The sequence below is a fragment of the Sediminibacterium roseum genome, assembly GCF_009939005.1.
GTDB classification, from domain to species: Bacteria; Bacteroidota; Bacteroidia; order Chitinophagales; family Chitinophagaceae; genus Sediminibacterium; species Sediminibacterium roseum.
The window spans coordinates 1,648,325-1,671,684 of record NZ_JAACJS010000015.1 but is presented as its reverse complement, the minus strand read 5'-3'; the positions used below and the strand labels follow the sequence as shown (position 1 = coordinate 1,671,684).

Here is a 23,360-nt window from a genome sequence, read left to right as displayed (position 1 = left end):
ACCATTTTAAAGCCTTTAACCCTTTAAACCCATCACCGATTTTACGTAAATTTACGCATGTCAAGAACCGTTGTGCGCCGCGTTGCGAAAGTGATAATGATCACGGCAAACCTCATCGTGGTAGTGCTTTTTTTGCTTGCCTGTATTTCGCCGTACATCAATCCTTCCAAATGGTGGTTCAGCGGGTTTACCGGGTTGATCTTTCCTTTTTTATTACTCGCACTCATATTCTTTACGATACTATGGCTGTTTGCAAGGCCAAGACTTGCGCTGATCCCGGTGATCACTTTACTCATCGGCTGGAAGCAGATCAGCGTAATATTTGCCTGGCACCCGCGCGCCGGTTTCAGCAAGGAACACCCGGCTGATGTGCTGCGCCTGGTTGACTGGAACGTACACGGCTTCAATGGAGCGGATGTGAGCGATGTGAAGCGGAACATAGTGCACGAACTCTCCTCCAGCATCATCCGGCTCAACCCCGATGTGGTTTGCCTGCAGGAGTTCAATACCGCCGAATCGGAGGATCATATAAAACCCTTCCTAAAGGATTTCCCCTTTTACTTCTTTTCAGATGATGTGGATGGTAATCGTTCTTACCAATCGGGTTGCATTATTTTTTCAAAGTACAGGATCATTAATTCGGGACGCATCAAATATCCCTCGCAGGAGAGCCTTGTTTTTGCAGACATTGTACGGGGAAACGACACGCTGCGTGTTTATACAACACACCTGCAATCGTTCAAGTTTGGAAAAACAGATTACAGCAATCTTGCCAAGATCAAAAACCAGGAAGACGAACACCTTGCGGCCTCCAAAAGCATTTACAGGAAAATGAAGACCGCTTTTAACCTGCGCGGCGGACAGGCAGATGTTGCGCACGATGAGATCGCGAAAAGCCCGTATCCGTCCATCATCTGCGGCGACTTCAATGATGTTCCCAACTCCTATACTTATTTCAGGATCAGGGGCAACAGGCAGGACGCTTTTCTTAAAAAAAGCTTCGGCATTGGCAGAAGTTTCATCGCGCTTTCGCCAACACTGCGCATCGATTATATTTTGCCGACCGACCATTTCGAGGTAAAACAGTTTGATATGGTGGACGAGGACCTCAGCGATCATATTATGCTTGTAACCGACCTTGTATTGAAAAAATAAAATACCTTCGCCCTTCATGACACACCCACACCTGCATACCTGCTGCTGTTGTTGATGCAACCGTTTTACAGTCAGCCTGTGCTGATGTGTTGTTCCCCATTTTCAAAAAAGTAATCACAGATCAATGCCACTTAAAGTATATAATTCATTAACGCGACAGAAAGAAACCTTCACACCCATCAACCCGCCCTATGTTGGCATGTATGTGTGCGGGCCTACCGTAAGCGGCGAAAGCCACCTCGGTCATGCGCGCCCTTACGTAACGTTTGATGTGCTCTATCGCTACCTGCTCAGCAACGGGTACAAGGTACGCTATGTGCGCAACCTTACAGATGCAGGGCATTTTGAAGAGGAAGGGCGTGAGGCCGAAGACAAGATCAGCAAGAAAGCCATTCTCGAGAAACTCGAGCCGATGGAACTGGTACAGAAGTACACCAACCTTTACCACTGGGCAATGAACCGCCTGGGCAACCTGGCACCGAGCATCGAACCTACAGCAACTGGGCACATCATTGAACAGATCGAAATGATCAAAAAGATCATTGCAGACGGGTATGCCTACGAGGTAAACGGGTCGGTTTATTTTGATGTGGAGAAATACAATACCGATTATTCGGCCAAGGGCCAACCATACGGGATCCTGAGCGGGCGTGTGCTCGAAGACCAGATAGAAAGTACGCGGGATCTCGACAACCAGGATGAAAAGCGCGCCAAAAGCGATTTTGCCCTCTGGAAGAAAGCGCCGCGCGAACACATCATGCGCTGGCAGAGCCCATGGGGCGAGGGTTTTCCCGGATGGCACATCGAATGCTCGGCCATGGCAACAAAATACCTGGGAGAAGAATTCGATATACACGGCGGCGGAATGGATCTCCAGTTTCCGCACCACGAGTGCGAGATCGCACAGAGCACGGTGTGCAATCACAAAATGCCCGCGCGTTACTGGATGCACAACAATATGATCACCATCAACGGGCGGAAGATGGGAAAAAGTTACAACAACGTGATCAAATTAAGCGAACTGTTCAGCGGCGAAAACCCTCTGCTCGCACAGCCCTATCACCCGATGACGATCCGTTTCTTTATTCTTCAAAGCCATTACAGGGGCACGCTCGACTTCAGCAACGAAGCATTGCAGGCATCCGAAAAAGCATTGAAACGGTTGATGGAAGCCTATGAATGGATGAGCGCACAAACCGCCGTTGGAGCGGCTTCTGCGGGCGACGGGGCGCTGGATGCCAAAGTGCAGAAGCTCGTTAATGAGTTTGAAGAATTTATGGACGATGACCTGGGCACCGCAAAAGTGCTGGCCAATATGTTTGAACTGGTATCGGTGATCAACTCCATCAAAGACAAACACATTGCGGCGGGCGCGTTGAGCCAGTCGACGGTAAAACTGCTCCAGGAGAAATTAAAAAAGTTCATCGAAGAAATTTTCGGCCTCACCAGCGAGCGGAACAACAACGATGGCAAGCTCGATGGTGTTCTCCAGCTCCTCATCGATATCCGCAAGGAGGCCAAGGGCAGGAAAGATTTTGTAACCAGTGATAAGATCAGGAATGAACTCGCTTCGTTGGGCGTGCAGTTGAAAGATGAGAAAGACGGGGGGATGAGTTATTCTATTGCCTGAACAAGCCAATAACAACCATCAGATCTGAACCTGCGCCAAATATGCGCTTGAGCAAGTATAAAAAAAGGCCGATGCAAAACGCATCGGCCTTTTGTATGGCTTTCATTCTCTGTCGATAGATGTTTGTTGTTCCCTCTAATGATCACAGTCATCTGTATGCCCATGATCGTGATGCCTGCACAACCTGTAGTTGAGAAAGTGCGACACAACAATGCAAACCACGGCGGGGGCGAGCAGCCATAAGCGCCATTCGTGCCAGCCCATTTTGGCAAAAAGGAAAAGGATACCGGCGGCAAAAATGAAAAGCGGCCACCAGCTGTGGTGGTGCTTTTTGCGGCCATGGTACAAAGAATACGCACCAATCAGGAACGATATGCCGATCATGATGAACTCAAAAACGGTGTTCTCTATTATGTTGTAGCCAAACAGCGGCAAACTCGTTAAAAACAAAGGCAGCAACGCACAATGAATGGCGCAGGCCACCGATGTCGCAATCCCCAATGCATCCCAATTGATCTTTACCTTCATAAAAAGCAAAAGTACAACAATGCAACATTGTTGCAAAATATAAATTATGCCTCCTGGCGTTCCCCGGTGGGCCAACTCCAATCTCAACTCCTTCGTTCTTTCGTACCTTTGCACCGTCAATTCAGATTATGAGTAAGAAATCCATCTTTTACCTGGTATTTGCGGTCGTACTTGTGCTCGCATTTTATTTTTTTCTGTTCAGGGGAACGGATTCGTGGAAAAAGAAAATGCCGGTGATCAGTTACGTAAAACCTTTTCATTTTACCACGCAGGACGGACTTCCGTTCACCGATCGCGATATGCTGGGCAAAGTCACCGTGGTTGAATTCTTCTTTACCAACTGCCCAGGTATCTGCCCAAAGCTGAATACGAACATGAAGGCCATTTTCGAAGATTTCAAATCGGAGCCCGATTTTATGATCCTTTCACATACCTGTGATCCCGACCGCGATTCTGTGGCGCGTTTGAAAGTATATGCAGATTCGCTGAAAGCAGATACGAGGAAATGGATTTTTGTTACCGGCAGGAAAGACAGCCTTTACCAGGTTGCCAGGAGCGCCTATTTACTGGATGATCCCAAAAACAATGTAGAGAAAATAGAGGACCAGTTCCTGCATACACAGTTTTTTGCGTTGGTAGACAAGGACGGCAAAGTTCGCGGACAGGTTTACGACGGCCTGAAACAGAAAGAGCTTGAGCAACTGCGCAAAGACATCAGAACCTTATTGGCAGAGAAAGCACATACAAGTAATTTTGTGAACGGGGTTTTCAACAACAACCCACAATAGTATACGATGTACAGCATCCTAGAAACATTAAAGAAGAACCAGTTGAGTGTGACCGATAGCAGGAAAAAAATTCTTGAACTGTTCGTAAAATCAAAAGGCGCGCTCGAGCATTCTGATATTGAGCGCCAGAGCGGTACCGAGTTCGACAGGGTAACCATCTACCGTACCTTGCAGACCTTTGTAGAGAAGGGCATCATTCATACGATCCCTACATCAGATAATTCTGTTCGCTATGCCCTTTGCAAAGACAGTTGCGGTGCCGGCCATCACCACGATAACCATGTGCATTTTCTTTGCGACGAATGTGGTACCACCTATTGCCTCGAAAGCATCACCATATTGCCCGTAACATTACCGGAAGGGTTTAAAGCAGATAAAACGGATGTGGTAGTGAGCGGGAAATGCAGTAAGTGCGCGTAGCCTGCATGAGTTGTTCTTATTCAAATAATATTTCGAATATCATCACCAAATAAAAAAGCCCGCGGCGGATAGCCGGCTACGGCCCACAAAAATCTACAATGATCCTAATCACCGGAGCAAGCGGTTTGGTCGGTTCGCATCTCGCGCAGGCGCTGGTGGCCAGGGGTGTACCCGTGCGCGCGTTGTATCGTTCTGCAGTTCCTTCTTTTCCCGGGGCGGAGAAAGTTGACTGGGTGAAGGGAGACATTCTCGACGTGATCTCTTTGGAAGAAGCGATGGCCGGCGTTACCAGGGTTTACCATTGCGCGGCGGTTGTTTCCTTCAATCCAAAGAAGAAGAAAATGCTTCAGCATGTAAATGTTGAAGGAACGGCAAACGTTGTAAATGCATGCCTGGCCGCCGACGTTGAGAAATTACTGTTCGTAAGTTCGGTTGCCGCACTCGGAAGGATCCGTGAGAATGTGGCGATAGACGAAACCATGAACTGGTCTGAAGAAACCAGCAACAGCGAATACGGTAAGACCAAATATTTTTCCGAAATGGAAGTATGGCGCGGCATGGGCGAAGGGTTGGATGCGGTGGTGGTGAACCCCGTGATCATTTTAGGTTCCGGCGATTGGGAGAAAGGTTCCTCGGGCCTGTTCAAAACCGCGTACGATGAATTTCCCTGGTACACAGAAGGAACAGGTGGTTTTGTAGACGTGCAGGATGTGGTAAGGGCCATGATACAGATCATGGACAGCGATGTAAGTGCGGAGCGGTTCATACTTTGCGCCGACAGCCTTTCGTACCGGTCTGTTTTTACGCAGATGGCGCAGCACTTTGGCAAACGCGCGCCCCATAAAAAAGTAACCTCTTTTCTCGCAGCGCTTGTCTGGCGCTGGGAGGCCATCAAGGCCAGGTTCACAGGGAAAGATCCCATCCTTACAAAAGAAACCGCGCGTACGGCCGCTGCAAAAGTGCGGTTCAACAACAGCAAGCTGAAGAAATTTTTTCCGTCGTTTGCGTATACGCCTGTTGAAGAATCCATACAGCGCATTTGCGGCGAGTTAAAAGAATTGCATAACTTGTAACGGTAAACCACCAACGCTGAAACCGCTTATCACCATCCTGCTGGCACTTTCGCTGTATGCGCCGCACCTGGCAAAGATGCTCGCTTACGCAGACTGTTCCGTTATAGCCATAGCGAATGGAGATCCGCTGTTGTGTGATTGTAACAAGATCGTGGAAACAGCGGCCATCCCAGATTTCCCGGCGCAGCAAGACAAACAAAAAGACATTTCTCTCAAAACAGACTGGAAATACTTCGGCGAAACGGCTTATCATTTTTATTCGCCGGTTCAAGCAGAGAAAGACAAAAAACTTCCTTCCTCAACAGATCTTGTACAGGATCAGTTCCCGCGTTCTGTTTTTCATCCTCCACAGGTGTAGGGTTACATATCATTTTTAAAAAAGACCGGTTAGTTAATTGATTGGTGTACCTGTTGCATTTCGGCAATGCATTTGTGCGTGCGCATGAACGCGGCCATGCAACAAGTCAAAATCAATGAATTGACTAACCTGACCCTAATCAAACACCTAAACCAATCAACATGAAAAATATATTCATGGTTGCTGCCATTGCTGTAATGGCTGCAGCCTGCCAGCGCGCATCTGTTCCTTCAAATGCAACACCATCATCGTCACCGGTTATCCTGAACCAGGAGATCAGGAACGAAGCGGGCCAGACCATTCTTGCCGGCCGCGCTTCTATTTCCGCCATGCAGATGCCTGCGTATAAAACATGGTACGATGATTCCTATAAAAATTATACAGTTGATCCAACCGTTGCATCGCAACTCAAACCTTTGTTACCGAACAAACGAATGGAGGTTTTTCTGGGCTCGTGGTGCGGCGACAGCAGGCGGGAGGTTCCGCGGATGATCAAAGTATTGCAGCAGGCGGGAATGGATACCACGAAACTTTCCATCGTGTTTGTAGACAACAGCAGCGCCCATTACAAACAGAGCCCGCAACACGAGGAGCGTGGCAAGAACATTCACCACGTACCCAGTTTTATTGTGTATGATGGCGACCGGGAAATGGGGCGGATCATTGAATCGCCGGTCACATCTTTGGAAAAGGACCTGCTGGCCATTCTTCAGCAACAGCCTTATCAACCCAATTACAGGGCGCTTGAGTACTGGCACAGGAACGTTGCTGCAAAAGAAGATCCTATGATGGATGAAGAACTATCCCGCGCCGCGCAAACCATCCGGCCGCTCAGCAGGCATTATGGCGAGTTCAACTCTTATGGAAACCTTTTGCTTGCCGCAAAAAAGAACACCGAAGCCATTAATGTTTTCAAGCTGAACACATTTATTTACCCCGAGCAGCTCAGCACATTCGAGAGCCTCGCCGATGCCTGGGAACGCACAGGAAACAAAAGCGGTGCGATCAACACCTACGAGAAAATACTAAAACTGAAACCCGGGCACGAAAAAGCAACACGGAAACTGGCGGAGCTCAGGAACAGTGAACAGCGCGCACCCGGCAATGACCGTGAGAGATGATTTTTAGACAAAGCAATGCATAAAAAAAGGCCGGTGCTCCATCATCGGCCTTTTTTGCATCACACCCGGGCTTACTACTGCCGGGTTATGTTCAAAATGCTGTTCGTTGTTATGGTTCATTGTTGGGTGCCCGCTGTTCAATGTTCAGCACTTTTTGCCACAGTTCAGGGATCCGTTTGATCCAAACCAGTTCCCTTCTTTTTAAAGAAGCGTCTTCAGCAGGATAACCAAAATAGGTTTTGCCCCCCGCAAGCGATGAAGGCACACCGCTTTGCGCAAGCACCACGGCATGCGCGCCAATGGTCAGGGTTTTGCTCACGCCAACCTGTCCCCAAAGCGTAACACCATCTTCAACAATGGTTCCGCCGGCAATGCCTACCTGGGCGGCGAAGAGACAATTCTTTCCAACCGTTGTATCGTGCCCGATGTGCACCATATTGTCCATTTTAGTTCCGCGCCCTATGCGTGTTTCGGCGGTAACGCCGCGGTCGATGGTGCAGCCGGCGCCGATCTCCACATCGTCTTCGATCACCACATTGCCACAGCTCTGCATTCTTTTGAACCACACGTCGCGGTCCTTTTTGGTATTGTAATAAAAGGCATCGCTTCCGATAACGGTGCCCGCCTGTATCACCACGTTGTCGCCGATGATCGTAAAATCAAGCAGCGAAACATTCGGATGGATCACACAATTTTTCCCGATCGATACTTCGCGGCCGATGAAAACATTGGGCATGATCACGGTGCCTTCTCCAACACGAACATCATCGCTTACCGGCTTGACCGCCGGCACAAACGGGCGGAAATGATTAACGATTTTCAGGTACGCCTCAAAAGGTTGCTCAACAACGAGAATGGTTTTTCCTTCCGGCACCGCAACGTCTTTTGTGTTGATGATGATGAGGTCGGCCGCACTTTTCAAACACGTGTCGTAATACTTCGGATGATCAACAAACACAAGATCACCACGTTCCACTTTGTGAATTTCGTTGATGCCGGATGCAGAAGCATTCACATTGCCTGCAAGCTCTGCGCCGATCAACTCGGCTATCCAATTTGCTGAAACGGGTGCTGGAAACTTCATAAGACGCGTTTTTTAGAAAAATCAAAGGTAATATTAGTCTTTCAGCAGAAATTTTTTTTAACTCTTTTTGCCAGTTTCCCGGCCGTTTTTTTCAGCCCGGTTGTTGTGTTGCAAACAATGATGCAGTAAAAAATAATTTTAAACACATGCTCTGAAACCCTTTGTTCATCAATGTTTCAGGGGTTTGTATTTTTTTGTGATGAAGAAATCGTTCCGTTGATTGCATGATAACGCTATTAAAAACAGTATAAAAAAAACCGACGCAATCCACATCCCGGCCCAAAATGTTAATAAAATTGTTTAAAAAAATTTTTGCATTCGGTAAAAGGTTTTTTAATATTGTGTAGGGAAATTTATTTCCCGGTACTTACTAACCCATCCATATACAAAGTCTCGCTTCTGCGGGACTTTTGTTTTTGTATGAATTACTACTTCATCATCTACAAACCTTATCTCGTTCTCTCGCAATTTTCTCCGGTAGAAGAAAAGAAAACGCTTGCAGATTTTTTTGATGTGCCGAAAGATGTTTACCCGGTGGGAAGGTTGGATCACGACAGCGAAGGCTTGCTTTTGTTGACCAACGACAAGCAGCTCAATCACCGTTTGCTCGATCCGAAGTTTGCACACAAAAGAGAATACTGGGTACAGGTGGATGGTGCCGTTACAAACGAAGCGATCAACCGGTTGCGCAAAACAGTTGCGATCAACGTAGACGGAAAATTGTACAACACCAAACCCTGCGAAGTTTTTTTGTTGGATGAAGAACCGCCGCTTCCCGAAAGAGAGCCGCCCATCCGTTTCCGGAAAGAGATACCGGCGCCGTGGCTGCGCATGATCCTGGCGGAGGGAAAAAACAGGCAGGTAAGAAAGATGACAGCCAAGGTCGGATTTCCTACTTTGCGCCTGGTACGCTACCGGGTGGAAGGGTTATCCATAGACGGCATGCAGCCGGGGGGCTTGAAGCAGCTCGACCAGCATTTTGTATACGAACAATTGTTTTATGGAAATAAGAAATGAAGCCAGCCAGGGCGATTACACGATCAGTACCGATAAATCGAAACTGGACCCCACGGTTATTCACGCGTATTTGGCCGGGGAATCTTATTGGGCAAAGAACATCCCGATGGAAGTGGTGCAGCGTTCCATCGACCATTCCTTGTGTTTTGGACTGTATCACAAGGATGCGCAGGTTGGTTTTGCGCGCGTGGTTACGGACAGGGCCACTTTTGCGTACCTGGCAGACGTGTTTGTATTGCCCGGGCACCGCGGAAAAGGTTTGTCGAAATGGATGATCGCCTTCATACACGAATACCCCGAACTGCAGGGGCTGCGCCGCTGGTTGCTCGGTACCCTCGATGCGCATGAGCTGTACAAACAGTTTGGCTGGCAGGCGCTCTCCCCGGAAGTTGTACCGAGGTTTATGCAAAGACATTTCCCGGACGTGTATAAGTAAGTTGTGAGCAGGAAGTAAGGAGCCATGAACCCGCATCGCGGCCGGTGAACCTTTTGCCAGCTCGCCGCTATGCGCTAATTTCGCAGCAATCTGAAAATTATGAGTGTAACACATTTGTCTGAACAGGAACTGGTGCGCCGCGAAAAACTGGCAAAGCTGCAGGAAGCAGGAATAGATCCTTATCCCGCGCCTTTATACCCGGTATCGCATTTCTCTACTGATATCAAAGAAAATTATACCGAAGAAACAAAAGAACAATTCGCTTCTGTTTGTGTGGCGGGAAGGATCATGAGCATTAACGACAAAGGAAAGGTTTTCTTTATCAAGATCCAGGACAGCAAAGGCATCATTCAGTTGTATGTGAAGAGAGATGAGCTGTGCCCGGGTGAGGACAAATCTTTCTGGGACAACGTCATCAAACATGGCCTCGATCTTGGCGACATTATTGGTGTTACCGGTTATGCGTTCATTACAAAAACCGGCGAAACATCCATCCATACCCAAACGCTTACGCTGCTTACCAAATCGCTGAAGCCATTACCGGTTATCAAAAGGGATGAGGAAGGAAATGTTTTCGATGCCGTAACAGATCCCGAGTTCCGCTACCGCCAGCGTTATGCGGACCTGATCATCAACCCCGATGTAAAAGACACATTCGTAAAAAGAACCAAACTCATCAACACCATACGCGAGTTCCTGAACGAGCAGGGTGCATTGGAAGTGGATACGCCGGTGTTGCAATCCATTCCAGGTGGCGCTGCGGCGCGGCCGTTTATCACGCACCACAATGCATTGGATACACGGTTCTATATGCGCATCGCAAATGAGCTTTACCTGAAAAGACTGATCGTGGGTGGGTTCGACTGGGTGTACGAGTTCAGCCGCAACTTCAGGAACGAGGGCATGGACCGGACACACAACCCGGAATTTACCGTGCTTGAGTGGTACACCGCATACAAAGATTATTTCTGGATGATGGAAACCACGGAACAGCTCTTCGAAAAGATCGCCATTGCCTTGCACGGAACAACCGATGTGGTGCTTGGTGACAAGATCATCAATTTCAAAGCGCCATTCAAACGCGTTACCATACACGATGCGATCAAGGAAAACACAGGCATCGATGTAAGCGAAATGGATGAAGCGGGACTGCGCGAGGTTTGTAAGAAATTACACGTAGACGTACCCGGAAACATTGGCAAAGGAAAACTGATCGATGAACTGTTCAGCGCAACAAGCGAACATACTTTTATACAGCCCACATTCATCATCGACTACCCTGTAGAGATGAGCCCGCTCACCAAGAAGCACCGCAGCAAGCCCGGGCTGGTGGAGCGCTTCGAGCTGATGGTGAACGGAAAAGAACTGGCCAATGCGTATACCGAGCTCAACGATCCGATAGACCAGCGCGAGCGTTTTGAGGAGCAGGTTAAGCTGATGGAACGCGGCGATGACGAGGCGATGTTCATCGACCACGATTTTCTCCGCGCGCTCGAATACGGGATGCCGCCAACCTCGGGAATCGGCATTGGTATAGACCGCCTGTGTATGATGATGACCAACCAGGTCTCTATCCAGGATGTTTTGCTGTTTCCGCAGATGCGGCCGGAGAAGATGGACTAACAGGGCCGGGTAGGCGTTTGTTGTTGGCATTGCTGCACCGGAATGGTGCATGTGTCGCCATTACTTTGCTTCCTCACGTAGCCCGCTCAATCACGCCGCTTTTCCGTAGATTGCCTCAAACTTCTGCTGATGAAATATCTCAAGATATTATACATACAGGTACTCATAGGCATTGCATTGGGCGTATTGGTGGGATCGCTTTTTCCCGGTTTCGCTCCAACGGCAAAGTTGATCAGCGAATCGTTCATCAACATGATCAAAATGGTGATCACCCCGGTGATCTTTTTAACCATCGTACTCGGCATTACCGGCGCCGGCAGCCTCAAAAAAGTAGGAAGGGTTGGAGGGAAGGGCTTATTGTACTTCGAGATCGTAACCACGTTTGCACTTGTCATCGGCCTGGTGGTTGCCAATATCCTTAAGCCCGGAGCAGGCATTGCAACGGACCATCTGCCCAAAGAAAACCTCGAGAAATATACCAGTGGCGCAAGCAACATGAATTGGGGCGAATTCTTTTCACACATCATTCCAACCAATATCATCGATTCGTTTGCGAAGGGCGATCTTTTACAGATCCTTTTCTTCGGTATCATCTTCGCCATAGCGGTTACCAAAATGGGTGCGGCCGGGCAAAAACTCGTTGCCACTTTCGAAAACCTCAACAAAGCATTTTTCAATGTGATCCATATTGTAATGAAGTTCAGTCCCATCGGCGCTTTCGGCGGTATGGCATTCACCATTGGGAAGTTTGGGTTCGGGAGCCTTCTTGTGCTGGGCAAACTACTGACGGCCTATTACATCACATCGCTGTTCTTCATTTTTGTTGTGCTTAACCTCATCGCGCGGTATTATGGTTTTAGCTTGTGGAGGTTGCTGGTTTACATCAAAGAAGAACTGCTGATCGTACTGGGTGCCAGCAGCAGCGAGGCGGTGCTTCCTGCCATCATGGAAAAACTGCAGGCGGCGGGGTGTGAGCGGAGCGTGGTGGGACTGATCATTCCCACAGGCTACAGCTTTAACCTCGATGGCAGCACCATTTACCTGAGCATGGCAACTATATTCCTGACACAGGTATTCCAGATAGACCTCTCCCTTACGCAGCAACTAACCATCATTGGTATACTGATGATCACCAGCAAAGGCGCAACGGGCGTTACCGGTGGCGGTTTTATCGTACTCACCTCAACACTTACCATACTGAAAATTATCCCGGTAGAAGGACTTGCATTGCTCATTGGCGTAGACAGGTTCATGAGCGAGGGCCGCGCGCTCACCAACATCATCGGCAACACGGTTGCCACGGTGGTAATTGCCCGCAGCGAAAAGGCGGTTGATATGAATGTTTACCGTGAAGTGGTTGAAGGATGATACCCCACCTCCGCTTTTTTACTTTTCCGTATGTGCTTCGTCACTCTATACAAAAAGATCGGGGTACAATTGCCCGCCCGGCACAACAGCATATTTATCAAGATCGGTGATGCCTTCCGCGGCGAGCACTTCTTCGTCGATAAAAGTATGGCCGGTGCATTGATGTGATGGTTTGGTAACAATGTAGTAAACACAATCTGCCAGTATATCTGTGGTGCGGCTCATTTTCGCAAGTGCCTCGCCACCCAGTAGGTTCCGTACGGCCGCAGTGTCGATGGTTGTGCGTGGCCACAACGCGTTGGAGGCAACACCGGCACCTTTGAGCTCTGCGGCCCATCCCAGTGCGAGCATGCTCATGCTGTATTTGGTAATGGTGTAGGCGATGTGCCCGCCCATCCATTTCGGGTTGAGGTTGATGGGAGGAGAAAGTGTGATGATGTGCGGGTTGTTCCCTTTTTTCAGGTGTGGGATGCAATATTTGCCCATAAGAAACGTGCCGCGCACATTGATGCTTTGCATCAGGTCGAAACGCTTTGATTCCGTTTGCTCCGTTGGTGTGAGTTGGATCGCCGAAGCATTGTTGATGAGTATATCGATGCCGCCGAATTTATCTACTGCCTGTTGAACGGCCGACTGGATCTGTTCCTCGTGCCTTATATCGAGCTGAACCGCGAGGGCCTGTCCGCCGGCATCTTCCACTTCTTTTGCCGCCGTAAAAATGGTGCCGCCGAGCCTCGGGTCTTCTTCAACGCTTTTTGCCGCGATCACAATATTCGCGCCCTCTTTGGCCAAACGCAATGCCATCGCTTTGCCAATTCCACGGCTTGCGCCCGTGATGAAGACTGTTTTGTTTTTGAGCATATCGTTTTTTTTAAGCGGTGAGATCCGGCGCGGGCCAGGGATGTTGCTTTACAATTGTAACATTACAAAGAAATCCGGTGCGGCGTTCATGGCCTGAGGCTGTCTCCTAAAAAAGAACAGATCACCTCCTCGGTTTCCCTGCAGGCTTTGTCGAGATCATCGTTGAGGATGGTTTTGTTGAACTGGTGACTGAACGACATCTCGTAAGCGGCTTTGTTGACGCGGGTTTCGAGGCTTTCTTTTGTTTCGGTGCCACGGCCCTCGAGACGGCGGCGGAGTTCTTCGATGGATGGGGGCTGGATAAAAATGGAAAGGCAATCGCCCGCGAACCTTTGCTGTACATGCACGGCGCCCTGCACATCAATGTCGAGCATAGGCACCTGTCCTGCGATCCACATGCGTTCGAGCTCGCTTTTGAGTGTGCCGTAATATTTGCCCTCGTACACCATCTCCCATTCTATAAAAGCTTTCTTGTCGATCTTCTGTTTGAACTCTTCCACACTCAGGAAATAATACTCGACCCCGTTTTTTTCCTGGCCCCTTGGCGCGCGCGTTGTTGCAGAAATGGAAAAAGCAAGCTTAGGGTATTTATTGATCAGGTAACGCGTAATAGAGGTCTTGCCCGATCCCGAAGGTGCAGTAATGATGATCAGTTTTCCCTGGGAAGCGAGCTGCATGCTTTTTTATTTGTGCCACAAGATACGGGAAACTGCACATTGAACAGCGCCCGTGAACCGTGATCGTGAACGGTGAATAGTGAACAGGAACACTGCCGGAATTTACCTGTTGGCAACAAGTAAAGGCAGGCAGTGTCGATGCCCATTGTACCTGTTACTTCCACTGCGTTTTTTCTTCCGCCGAAGAATTTCGTTTGCCTTCTTTTGCCGGCTCATCGGTGTAGCCCATATAGAGCAGCCCCATCATCACATCCTGTTCACCCAACCCTAAATAATTTTTCATGGATGGATGATGCGTCATTCCACCGGTGCTCCACAAAACAGCAATACCAAGCGCCTGTGCACCGAGCAAAATGTTCTGTACGGCCGCGGCCACTGCGGCAATGTCTTCCGTTACCGGGATCTTTGCTTCGGGTAAACGTTTCATGTAAACGGCTACCACGTGCGATGCATTGTCGGCGGTATGCAACAGTCCCTCGTATTTGGCATCGGTATATTTGTCTTCGGGTGTGTGGGCCTTGTACAAATCGGCATGGTCTGCCGAAAACTTCCCGATCCCGTTGCCGCTGAACACCACGAAGCGCCAGGGTTCGGTGCGCGCATGGGTAGGCGCCCAGTTGGCGAGTGCAAGCAGATCGCGGATCTGCTGGTCATCGATCTTCTTCCCGTTGAGCAAAGCGGGTTTGGTGCTCCTGCGGTTCGCTACCAGCTCCTGTAAAACATTGAAATGATTCATAGCGCAAAAGTAACGTTTCGCATTTTCGATTGCGGGAAGAGTTTGCATTACCCCCGGGGGAGAGACAGGATTTTTGCCTGCTTTTTAACAGGCTGCTCTTCTTGATGAAATAAGTTCTATTTTTACAAACCCAAAAATGGTCTTGTAGCTCAGTTGGTAGAGCAGCTGACTCTTAATCAGCGGGTCCAGGGTCCGAGTCCCTGCGGGACCACCGTACAAAAGCCTTGTAACATTGCGTTGCAGGGCTTTTTTGTTGTTGGAGCTGTCGTCAATTAAATGGAAGCATTATCGAACGCCTTTGTTTTCATTCACTGGTATTTTCAAAAATGACTGCTGAAACAACCACATAAAAAAACAGCCACCCGCAAGGATGGCTGTTGTCATTCAAACTATTTTTATTACTGGTTATTATCGTCTTCAACAATATCTACCACTTCGTATCCTTCTCTTCCATTGATGGAAATGGGCTGATAATAATTGCCATTGTATTCGAGGTAAGTAACATCGTCTACCCTCATTTCCCTTGCACCTTCTGGAAGATCGTATACGATCGCACCGGGGGGCGCTGCCACGATCTCAAATCCGCCGGCGCCTGTTACATAGAACGTTCCGGCAAAGTAATAATAGGTGTCGTTATCTACCTGTACCGTGGTATATCCATTAGGCAATGCCCTGATGGTGGCGCCTGTTGGTGCGGGCACTACCTGGTATCCGCCGTTGTACGGTGCGTAGTAAACGCCCTGGTCGTAACCATAGTATTGATCGTTCCATGAAAACATGATCGCCGCCGTACTCAATGTTCCTAAGTAAAAACCAAACGGGTGAAAGAACGATCCATAATAATAGGGCCTGTAGGGATGGTAGTAATAATTATAATGCGTGTAAAACCTGCGCCCCTGCCAGATCACCGGCGGCCTGCTGTAATGTGGGCGCGGACGGTAATAGTTGGTGCTTCCACGGTAATAACCGTTCACGCTGGTTGGCCTCGGCCTGTTCACCGCAACGCGGTTGTCGAAGTTGGGCCTGGTACGGTTGTTCCAGTTGTTGTTGTTCCTGCCGCGGTCGTTGTTGTTCCAGTTGTTGTTCCTGTTGCGGTCGTTGTTGTTCCAGTTATTGTCCCTGTTCCGGTTGCCATTGTAACGGTCGCTGTTGTTGCGTGCATCGTTCGCACGCACATCGCCGGAAGGTGTGGTTGCAGGTGGCGTTGTTATTTGTTGGCGCTCCCTTCGCTGAAAGCCTGGATTTGATCTCGCAGGCTGATCCGCCGTCGGGCGCTGAATGGTTGGCCTTTCCCTTTCTATGGAAGGGCGTTGCATTGCCTGTGCGGGCCTGTCGCTGCCCGGGCGCTCAATACGCATTCTTGACCCGCTGGGCGCACCCGGACTCATCATGGAACGTTCAGGGCGCTGCTGTCTTATTTCCTGCGGACGGCCACCGGCTTGTCGCTGCGGTTGCCCCTGCCCGCGGTCTCCGCCACCATGCCGCTGTGCAAAAGCGGTGGTGCCGCCGGCCAAAAGAAGCAGGGCAAAACTCATTTTATATAGGGGTGACAAAATTCTCGTTTTCATATCTCACGGTTTTAATTGATATATAGACAAGCAAGACCCGTGCCTGTTAAATCAAAACCGGATTTTTCACCGATAAAAAATCAGGATATACCGCCATTAACAAAGCGTTTGGGGGTATTTGAAAGCTGTCAATGGAGATCGCGGTGGTTCCGCCGGTGCGATGGGCTTAATTAACCCTTTTGATATCTGCACCCAAATGCCTTAGCCTTTCATCTATGTATTGGTAACCCCTGTCTATCTGTTCAATGTTCTGGATCACACTTTTTCCTTCTGCGCTGAGTGCGGCGATCAGGAGGGCCTGCCCGGCGCGTATATCAGGGCTGCTCATGGTGATGCCGCGGAGGTTGTGTTTTCTCCCGAGGCCGATCACGGTTGCACGGTGCGGATCACAGAGAATGATCTGCGCACCCATGTCTATGAGCTTATCGGTAAAGAACAAACGGCTCTCGAACATTTTCTGGTGAACCAATACGCTGCCGCGCGCCTGTGTGGCAACCACCAATACGATGCTCAACAAATCCGGTGTAAAGCCCGGCCATGGATGATCGTAGATGGTTAAAATGCCGCCATCCATAAAGGTCTGGATCTCGTAAACATCCTGCGCAGGTATATGAATATCGTCTCCCGTAATGTTGAATTGTATACCGAGCTGCTGGAATTTATCAGGGATCACGCCAAGGTGCTCAACACCGGCGTTTTTTATGGTGATCTCGCTTTGCGTCATGGCCGCAAGACCGATGAAGCTTCCGATCTCGATCATATCGGGCAGCATGCGATGTGTTGTTCCGTTCAACACGTTTACGCCTTCTATTACCAGCAGGTTGCTGCCGATGCCGCTGATCTTTGCGCCCATGCAGTTGAGCATCCTGCAGAGTTGCTGCAGGTAGGGCTCGCAGGCTGCATTGTAAATGGTGGTTGTGCCCTCTGCGAGTACGGCCGCCATTACAATGTTTGCCGTTCCCGTTACCGAAGGCTCATCAAGCAGCATGTAGGTGCCTTTGAGTTGCGGGGATGATAGTTTGAAACAACCCGCAACATCATCATACTCATACCTTGCACCCAGTTTCTCAAAACCGATGATGTGCGTGTCTAACCTTCTCCGGCCGATCTTGTCGCCACCGGGTTTGGGAATGTACGCACGCTTGAAACGCGCAAGCATGGGCCCTGCAAACATCACGCTGCCACGCAGGCGGCCGCCTTTTTTCCTGAACGCCTCCGATGCGAGGTAATCAGCATCAATATCATCGGCCTGGAACGTGCAAGTATCGCGGGAAGTACGCGTAATTTTTACGCCGATGTCTTCCAGTAATTCGATCAACAGGTTTACATCGAGTATATCGGGGATGTTCGAGATGGTAACCGGTTTGGCCGTTAACAGCACGGCAGAGAGGATCTGCAGCGCTTCATTCTTCGCACCTTGCGGCACAATCTCGCCATGCAGTTTGTTTCCGCCGATCACTTCAAAAGAGCTCATAGAAATGGGTTTGTTACGAAGATAAAATGGTTTGCCAGTTTATTGGATTTATTGCCTTATTTGTTTAGCGGCCAAACAAAAAAGCACCGGAAAGATCCGATGCTTCGATATATTGATGATCGCAGGTAATTCCTGCAATTGACCAAACTAGTACCTTTTCTTGAACTGTCCGCCGCCGCTGTTCCTTCCGCCGCCTGCGTTGTTGCTCCGGTTGCCGCCGCCATTGTTGTTGCCGTTGCTGTTGCGGTTGCCGCCCTGGTTGCCATTGTTTCGTCCACCACCACCATTGTTGCGGTTGTTTTGCCCGCCGCCGCTGTTTCTTCCGCCGCCGCTTCTGCCACCGAAGTTCTGCTGCCATCTTCCGCCACTGCGTGATGGGTATTCGTCGCGCTCAAAATTCTGGTTGCGGTGCTTGATGTAAGGCGTATTGCTAAACTCGAGTTGTCCGCCGGTGATGCTGTTCAGCTCTGTGCGGATTGTATCATCGTGCACGAGTTCTTTGTGCCAGTTGCTGTAGGCAAGCTTCATGTAATAAGCGATGGCGTGTGCAAAACCTGCTTTCTTCTCGGGATCTTCTTCTGCCAGCGCCTTATCGATCACCACTTCCAGGTTCTTACCAAGATGCGCATATTTGGGATGGCGTTTTGGATAAGGGATCGGGTCGGGCTTTTGTTTGTACGTTTCTCTTTGCGGGATAGGGTACGGGCTGTCAACATCCAGTTTAAAATCACTGATGAAGAAAAGGTGGTCCCAGAGTTTATGCCTGAAATCTTCTACATTCTTCAGGTGCGGGTTCACAAAACCCATAAGTTCTATCACACAGTGTGCCTGTTGCTGGCGTTTTTCTTTGTCTTCTATCGTCAAAAGATATTCCACCATCCGCTGAACGTGGCGGCCATATTCTTTCATTCCAAGGTGGTTTCGCTCTGTATTGTATTCCATAAGTAGCATCAAATATACCACAAATAACAGAACTGCCGCTCCGGCGGGGTTGGATGGATCGTTTATGCGAAGAAAAACACAAAAAATAACGTATCGTTCTGACCGCGAGCATGGCCCGGGCCTGCACCGCGTTTTTTGGTTCAGCCCGTAACGATTATTACGGGCTCCATCCGCTGATTTCACGCGCTTGTTCTATCTTCGCCCCATGGAACAGATACTCCAACAGATCGATACGCACAAAGAAGAAATCACCGCTTTTTCTGCCCAAACACCGGAGCAGGTAGAGGAATTCCGTATCAAATACCTGGGCACCAAGGGGCTGGTAAAGGCCATCATGGGCGAAATGCGCAATGTGCCGAACGAGCGCAAAAAAGAATTCGGTCAGGTGCTCAACGATTTCAAGTTGTTTGTGGAAGAGAAATACGAATCGCTCCGGCAAAGCAATACCAGGGAGGCAAAAGGAACGTCTGCACAGATCGATTGGAGCCTACCCGGCGACCCCATCACGGCCGGTACGCGCCATCCGTTGAATATTGTAAGAAACCAGATCGTTTCTATTTTCAAACGTCTTGGTTTTGCAGTGGCAGAGGGGCCGGAGATAGAAGACGACTGGCACAACTTTGGCGCGATGAACCTTCCGGAGGACCATCCCGCGCGCGATATGCAGGACACGTTCTACATCAGCCAAAACCCATCCTGGCTCCTGCGCACGCACACCAGCAGCGTACAGGCGCGCGTGATGGAAACACAGAAACCGCCGATACGCGTGATCTGCCCGGGAAGGGTATACCGCAACGAAACCATCAGCGCAAGAGCGCACTGCTTCTTTCACCAGGTGGAAGGGTTGTATGTTGATGAGAACGTGAGCTTCGCCGATCTCAAACAAACCCTTTATTTCTTTGTGCAGGAAATGTTTGGCAACGATGTGAAAGTAAGGTTCCGCCCCAGCTATTTTCCTTTTACGGAGCCAAGCGCAGAAATGGACATCAGCTGCCTGATCTGCAAAGGAAAAGGCTGCAACATCTGCAAACACACGGGTTGGGTAGAGATCCTCGGAAGCGGGATGGTACACCCTAATGTGCTTGATAATTTCGGGATCGATTCCAACAAATACACAGGCTTCGCTTTTGGTATGGGTGTGGAGCGCATTACGCAGCTTAAATACCAGGTGAACGACCTGCGCCTGTATTCACAAAACGACGTGCGGTTCTTAAAGCAGTTTACGGGTGTAGTGTAACCGCTTTTTAGATCATATTACAGGTAAACACCGCTCGAGGGCCGTGCAGTTGTTTAATCGACACCAGACAAAACTTCCAACTACCACTGCCAATGGTTCATGCAACAAAAGGCATCGTTCTGCGTACTGTGAAATATGGTGATACAAGTATCATCACCACAGTATATACCGAGCTGTTCGGTATACAGAGCTATATCGTAAAAGGAGTGCGGCAGAGCAGTAAAACCTCCTCGGGAAAGGCAAGTTTTTTCCAGCCTTCGGCGATGCTCGAAATGGAAGTGTACCACAACGAGCAGAAACAACTGCAGTTCATCAAGGAATACCAATGGAGCTATCTCTATGAAAAAGTGTTGTTTGATGTAGTACGCAACACCGTGGCCATGTTTGTGATAGAACTGCTGCAGCACAGCCTCAAACAACCCGAGGCCAACCCTGAACTGTTCTATCTTATCGAAGACACGCTGAAGCAGCTCGACCGCGGCAACGATACGCTCACAGGTAACCTCCCGCTCTATTTCACACTACACCTGGGCAGCGAGCTTGGGTTTCAACTGCATGGAACCTACTCAGCTAAAACACCGGTGCTCGATCTGCAGGAGGGAATGTTCACTGCCGAAAAACCCTCGCACCCGTACTATCTCGATCAAAGTCTCGCACAGATTACATCACAACTGGCAGGACTGCAGTTTTACAACGAACTTGAAAACATCCAACTCAACAGGGGCACACGTAGAGAATTGCTGCAGGCATACCAGACCTATCTTTCGCTACACATTGCAGATTTCGGGGAGATGAAAAGTTTTGAGATACTGCAGGAAATTCTCGCATGACCTACCTGCACAGTACCTGTGTTGTTGATGCAGCGGCAATATCGCCGTTTACCAGCCCGCTGATCAACTGGATGCCCGGTGTCTTTCCTTTTTCAAAAGAACCCAGTGAGGCATCGAACTGCAGGGCACGCGCGCCGTTGCTGGTGGCCCATTGCAATTTTTCCTGCAGGGGAATATGCGGGAAATACCTGGTAATTGTCTTTAATTCATCGAGCACACTAAGGCTGTGGTTGCTGGCCAGGCTGTCTGTACCTACCACGATACCGCAGTTGTGTTTGCGGAACAGGTCGATGGGGGGAAGGGCTTTTTCTATGTAAAGATTTGCGTTTACACAAACACACCAGTTCAGGTTTTGCGATCCTTCGCCTGCATACACTACATCTTCTTCTTTTGTAAAGGTATTGTGCACCAGCAGCACCTGTTCTGCAGCCAGTAGTTTTGAAAAATAGGATCGCAGGCTGCTTTTACCGGTTGGTTTGAAAAAGGAAATGTCCATCTTCATCAACTCATACATGCGCCTGAAATCGCCCTCGCCTTTTTCGAACAGGAGGTCTTCGAAAGCAGTTTCCTGGTTGTGTATGGTTACGGTTTTGTTTTCGAAGTAAGGCATCATGTGTTGCCATAATTCTTCAGAAACCGAATATGGCGCATGCGGGCAAATGGAGGCACGCTGCCTGGCGTTTGGTGTATGAAGCTGGTTGAAAGCATTGTAAAATGCGAGCGATTGTTCAAACCTGGTTTCTGCAACGGAAGGCATCCACCCGCTTGTTTCGATGAAATTATAGTAAGCGATGTTTTGCTTTTCTTTTTGGGCCAGCGTGGATGTGTTGTTGCAGATATCGCCCACGGCAACGATCCCGTTGTCGATCATGCCCTGCTCAGCATTGCTGATGGCTTCGGCAATGGCCTCATCGGAATGGTGGCGCCCGGTTACCACTTTGAAAACAAAATCGACCAGCCCAGTTTCTTCGGCGATCGCTCCTTTCATATGGCTCAGCTCCAGATGGCAATGACAGTTCACAAAACCGGGCGACAGTACGCCATCGAGCTGCCGGATACCAAGACCGGCATCCGCAGTTTTCACGATGTCTTCAATTTTTCCTTTTTCATCGGTGATCAGAACATGCCCTGGCCCGAGCAATTCGCTGCCGGTGAAAAGATGGGTGGGTTGAAATTTCAGGTAGTTCAAATGATTGGGCGTTGGTACTCTTTAAGGGTAAGGAACACTTATATGTTCAGGCAAACGCAACATGCGTTACTACGGCGTAAAAATACGGGGAGCCTGTTAAACGCGGGAAACCATTGTTGTTCCTGGATGATACAGCAAATCTCCCTATGAAATGCAGTAAAACCGCCTGTTTTCGCATCCTTTGAAAAATTTGTTCAAAATATTTATTGAAAATCAATCGATTACGAAGGTTCGGTTTAAAATAGTTTCAAAAATCCTTGGAAGATCGGACCGTTCGGGCCTACCTTCGCCGTCCATTTAAAATCCACGGGATAGCGTGGGTTTCATTAAAACAGAAATTATATGAGTAAACTTCATTTCACCACCAAGCATGCAAACGCGGCTACCGTACAGCACAACTGGTATGTGGTTGACGGTACTAATCAAACCGTAGGACGTATTGCATCTAAGATCGCCGGGGTTCTTCGTGGTAAGAACAAGGCTTATTACACACCACATGTTGATTGCGGGGATTATGTGATCCTGATCAACTGTGAGAAAGTTCTTTTCACCGGTAAAAAAGGTGAGCAGAAACAATACATCAACTATTCTGGTTACCCAGGCGGTAAGAAAGAAGAAGCTGCTGAAGACTTGCTGAAACGCCGCCCTGAAGTGGTTATGGAAAGAGCCGTAAAAGGCATGCTTCCGAAGAACCGTTTGGGACGTAAGATGATCAAGAAGTTCTTCGTTTATGCGGGCGGTACGCACCAGCACAGCGCGCAACAACCGAAAGAATTAAAATTCTAAGCAAACAAATTCTAAAAAATTAATTCCAACATAAATGGAAAAACAAAAAAATGCAGTTGGTCGCCGTAAAGAAGCCGTTACCCGTGTTTTTGTAAGCAAGGGAGATGGTAAGATCACTGTAAACGACAAAGATTACAAAGCATATTTTCCACTGGTTTATTTACAGAACCAGGTTGAGGCTCCACTGAAAACGGCTGATATGTTCGGCAAGCTGGATGTGGTGATCAACGCGCAAGGTGGTGGTTTGAAAGGCCAGGCCGAAGCTGCCAAGCTCGGTATCGCCCGTGCACTGCTCGAAGTAAATGCTGAGTTCCGCCCTGCCCTCAAAGCAGCCGGCCAACTGAAACGCGACCCACGTGGCGTTGAGCGTAAGAAATTCGGTCATAAGAAAGCACGTAGAAGCTACCAGTTCAGCAAACGTTAATGGCAGCTTTGGGTTTTGGCTACGGGCCGCGGGCT

General features: G+C 49.1%; 24 protein-coding genes and 1 tRNA gene. 16 read left to right on the top strand and 9 right to left on the bottom strand.

What is annotated here, in order from left to right; all coding sequences use genetic code 11:
- Positions 1-57 precede the first annotated feature (57 nt).
- Positions 58-1,155, top strand: coding sequence for an endonuclease/exonuclease/phosphatase family protein (locus GWC95_RS18440; protein ID WP_161820179.1), 1,098 nt, complete (start codon positions 58-60; stop codon positions 1,153-1,155).
- A 124-nt stretch (positions 1,156-1,279) separates the two neighbouring features.
- Positions 1,280-2,785: a cysteine--tRNA ligase gene (cysS, locus tag GWC95_RS18435; protein WP_161820178.1), complete on the top strand. Its 1,506-nt coding sequence runs from the start codon at positions 1,280-1,282 to the stop codon at positions 2,783-2,785.
- Positions 2,786-2,920: 135 nt separating this feature from the next.
- On the opposite strand, the gene GWC95_RS18430 is transcribed toward cysS, so the two are convergent.
- Positions 2,921-3,313 carry a MerC domain-containing protein gene (locus GWC95_RS18430; protein ID WP_161820177.1) on the bottom strand — a complete coding sequence of 131 codons (393 nt, stop codon included), beginning with the start codon at positions 3,311-3,313 and terminating at the stop codon, positions 2,921-2,923.
- A gap of 128 nt (positions 3,314-3,441) precedes the next feature.
- Here GWC95_RS18430 and GWC95_RS18425 point away from each other — a divergent pair, with 128 nt between their 5' ends.
- The 5 genes from GWC95_RS18425 to GWC95_RS18405 all read left to right on the top strand — a co-directional run bounded on the left by GWC95_RS18425 (position 3,442) and on the right by GWC95_RS18405 (position 7,073).
- Positions 3,442-4,101 (top strand): SCO family protein, encoded by a 660-nt coding sequence (locus GWC95_RS18425; RefSeq protein WP_161820176.1) that lies wholly within the window; start codon positions 3,442-3,444, stop codon positions 4,099-4,101.
- 6 nt (positions 4,102-4,107) lie between these two features.
- Positions 4,108-4,521 carry a Fur family transcriptional regulator gene (locus tag GWC95_RS18420; RefSeq protein WP_161820175.1) on the top strand — a complete coding sequence of 138 codons (414 nt, stop codon included), beginning with the start codon at positions 4,108-4,110 and terminating at the stop codon, positions 4,519-4,521.
- A gap of 98 nt (positions 4,522-4,619) precedes the next feature.
- Positions 4,620-5,594, top strand: coding sequence for an NAD-dependent epimerase/dehydratase family protein (locus tag GWC95_RS18415; RefSeq protein ID WP_161820174.1), 975 nt, complete (start codon positions 4,620-4,622; stop codon positions 5,592-5,594).
- Between the two features lie 76 nt (positions 5,595-5,670).
- The gene (locus GWC95_RS18410; RefSeq protein ID WP_161820173.1) at positions 5,671-5,952 is read left to right on the top strand and encodes a hypothetical protein; all 282 of its coding nucleotides are present in this window, start codon (positions 5,671-5,673) and stop codon (positions 5,950-5,952) included.
- Positions 5,953-6,113: 161 nt separating this feature from the next.
- Positions 6,114-7,073 carry a tetratricopeptide repeat protein gene (locus GWC95_RS18405; protein ID WP_161820172.1) on the top strand — a complete coding sequence of 320 codons (960 nt, stop codon included), beginning with the start codon at positions 6,114-6,116 and terminating at the stop codon, positions 7,071-7,073.
- A gap of 109 nt (positions 7,074-7,182) precedes the next feature.
- Here GWC95_RS18405 and GWC95_RS18400 read toward each other — a convergent pair whose 3' ends face one another.
- Positions 7,183-8,157 carry a UDP-3-O-(3-hydroxymyristoyl)glucosamine N-acyltransferase gene (locus GWC95_RS18400; RefSeq protein WP_161820171.1) on the bottom strand — a complete coding sequence of 325 codons (975 nt, stop codon included), beginning with the start codon at positions 8,155-8,157 and terminating at the stop codon, positions 7,183-7,185.
- Positions 8,158-8,577: 420 nt separating this feature from the next.
- Here GWC95_RS18400 and GWC95_RS18395 point away from each other — a divergent pair, with 420 nt between their 5' ends.
- The 4 genes from GWC95_RS18395 to dctA all read left to right on the top strand — a co-directional run bounded on the left by GWC95_RS18395 (position 8,578) and on the right by dctA (position 12,601).
- Entirely contained in the window at positions 8,578-9,174 is a 597-nt protein-coding gene (locus GWC95_RS18395) for a pseudouridine synthase (RefSeq protein ID WP_161820170.1), read from the top strand.
- Positions 9,158-9,610, top strand: a complete 453-nt coding sequence (locus GWC95_RS18390; protein WP_161820169.1) for a GNAT family N-acetyltransferase — start codon at positions 9,158-9,160, stop codon at positions 9,608-9,610. Before GWC95_RS18395 ends, GWC95_RS18390 begins: the two co-directional genes overlap by 17 nt.
- Positions 9,611-9,709: 99 nt before the next feature.
- Positions 9,710-11,233: a lysine--tRNA ligase gene (lysS, locus tag GWC95_RS18385; RefSeq protein WP_161820168.1), complete on the top strand. Its 1,524-nt coding sequence runs from the start codon at positions 9,710-9,712 to the stop codon at positions 11,231-11,233.
- Positions 11,234-11,362: 129 nt separating this feature from the next.
- Positions 11,363-12,601 carry a C4-dicarboxylate transporter DctA gene (gene dctA, locus GWC95_RS18380; protein WP_161820167.1) on the top strand — a complete coding sequence of 413 codons (1,239 nt, stop codon included), beginning with the start codon at positions 11,363-11,365 and terminating at the stop codon, positions 12,599-12,601.
- 45 nt (positions 12,602-12,646) lie between these two features.
- Here the strand turns inward: dctA and GWC95_RS18375 are convergent, their stop codons facing one another.
- The 3 genes from GWC95_RS18375 to GWC95_RS18365 form a co-directional block, all read right to left on the bottom strand.
- Entirely contained in the window at positions 12,647-13,462 is an 816-nt protein-coding gene (locus GWC95_RS18375; RefSeq protein ID WP_161820166.1) for an SDR family oxidoreductase, read from the bottom strand.
- 86 nt (positions 13,463-13,548) lie between these two features.
- Positions 13,549-14,139: a guanylate kinase gene (gene gmk / locus GWC95_RS18370; RefSeq protein ID WP_161820165.1), complete on the bottom strand. Its 591-nt coding sequence runs from the start codon at positions 14,137-14,139 to the stop codon at positions 13,549-13,551.
- A 154-nt stretch (positions 14,140-14,293) separates the two neighbouring features.
- A complete protein-coding gene (locus GWC95_RS18365) occupies positions 14,294-14,875 on the bottom strand; it encodes a nitroreductase family protein (protein ID WP_161820164.1) in 582 nt (193 codons plus the stop codon).
- A gap of 138 nt (positions 14,876-15,013) precedes the next feature.
- Between GWC95_RS18365 and GWC95_RS18360 the strand changes: the two genes are divergently transcribed.
- A tRNA-Lys gene (locus GWC95_RS18360) sits at positions 15,014-15,086 on the top strand.
- Between the two features lie 187 nt (positions 15,087-15,273).
- Here the strand turns inward: GWC95_RS18360 and GWC95_RS18355 are convergent.
- From GWC95_RS18355 to GWC95_RS18345, 3 genes are all read right to left on the bottom strand, one after another.
- Positions 15,274-16,443 carry a DUF6515 family protein gene (locus GWC95_RS18355; protein WP_161820163.1) on the bottom strand — a complete coding sequence of 390 codons (1,170 nt, stop codon included), beginning with the start codon at positions 16,441-16,443 and terminating at the stop codon, positions 15,274-15,276.
- A 166-nt stretch (positions 16,444-16,609) separates the two neighbouring features.
- Entirely contained in the window at positions 16,610-17,917 is a 1,308-nt protein-coding gene (murA, locus tag GWC95_RS18350; protein ID WP_161820162.1) for a UDP-N-acetylglucosamine 1-carboxyvinyltransferase, read from the bottom strand.
- Between the two features lie 147 nt (positions 17,918-18,064).
- Positions 18,065-18,859 (bottom strand): DUF4290 domain-containing protein, encoded by a 795-nt coding sequence (locus GWC95_RS18345; protein WP_161820161.1) that lies wholly within the window; start codon positions 18,857-18,859, stop codon positions 18,065-18,067.
- 205 nt (positions 18,860-19,064) lie between these two features.
- Here GWC95_RS18345 and pheS point away from each other — a divergent pair, with 205 nt between their 5' ends.
- Positions 19,065-20,096 (top strand): phenylalanine--tRNA ligase subunit alpha, encoded by a 1,032-nt coding sequence (pheS, locus tag GWC95_RS18340; protein ID WP_161820160.1) that lies wholly within the window; start codon positions 19,065-19,067, stop codon positions 20,094-20,096.
- A gap of 92 nt (positions 20,097-20,188) precedes the next feature.
- Positions 20,189-20,926, top strand: a complete 738-nt coding sequence (recO, locus tag GWC95_RS18335; protein WP_161820159.1) for a DNA repair protein RecO — start codon at positions 20,189-20,191, stop codon at positions 20,924-20,926.
- Between the two features lies 1 nt (position 20,927).
- Here the strand turns inward: recO and GWC95_RS18330 are convergent, their stop codons facing one another.
- A complete protein-coding gene (locus tag GWC95_RS18330; protein WP_161820158.1) occupies positions 20,928-22,115 on the bottom strand; it encodes an amidohydrolase family protein in 1,188 nt (395 codons plus the stop codon).
- A gap of 342 nt (positions 22,116-22,457) precedes the next feature.
- Between GWC95_RS18330 and rplM the strand changes: the two genes are divergently transcribed.
- Together rplM and rpsI are read left to right on the top strand one after the other, a co-directional pair.
- Positions 22,458-22,901 (top strand): 50S ribosomal protein L13, encoded by a 444-nt coding sequence (rplM, locus tag GWC95_RS18325; protein WP_161820157.1) that lies wholly within the window; start codon positions 22,458-22,460, stop codon positions 22,899-22,901.
- A 34-nt stretch (positions 22,902-22,935) separates the two neighbouring features.
- Positions 22,936-23,325 (top strand): 30S ribosomal protein S9, encoded by a 390-nt coding sequence (gene rpsI / locus GWC95_RS18320; RefSeq protein WP_161820156.1) that lies wholly within the window; start codon positions 22,936-22,938, stop codon positions 23,323-23,325.
- Positions 23,326-23,360: the final 35 nt, after the last annotated feature.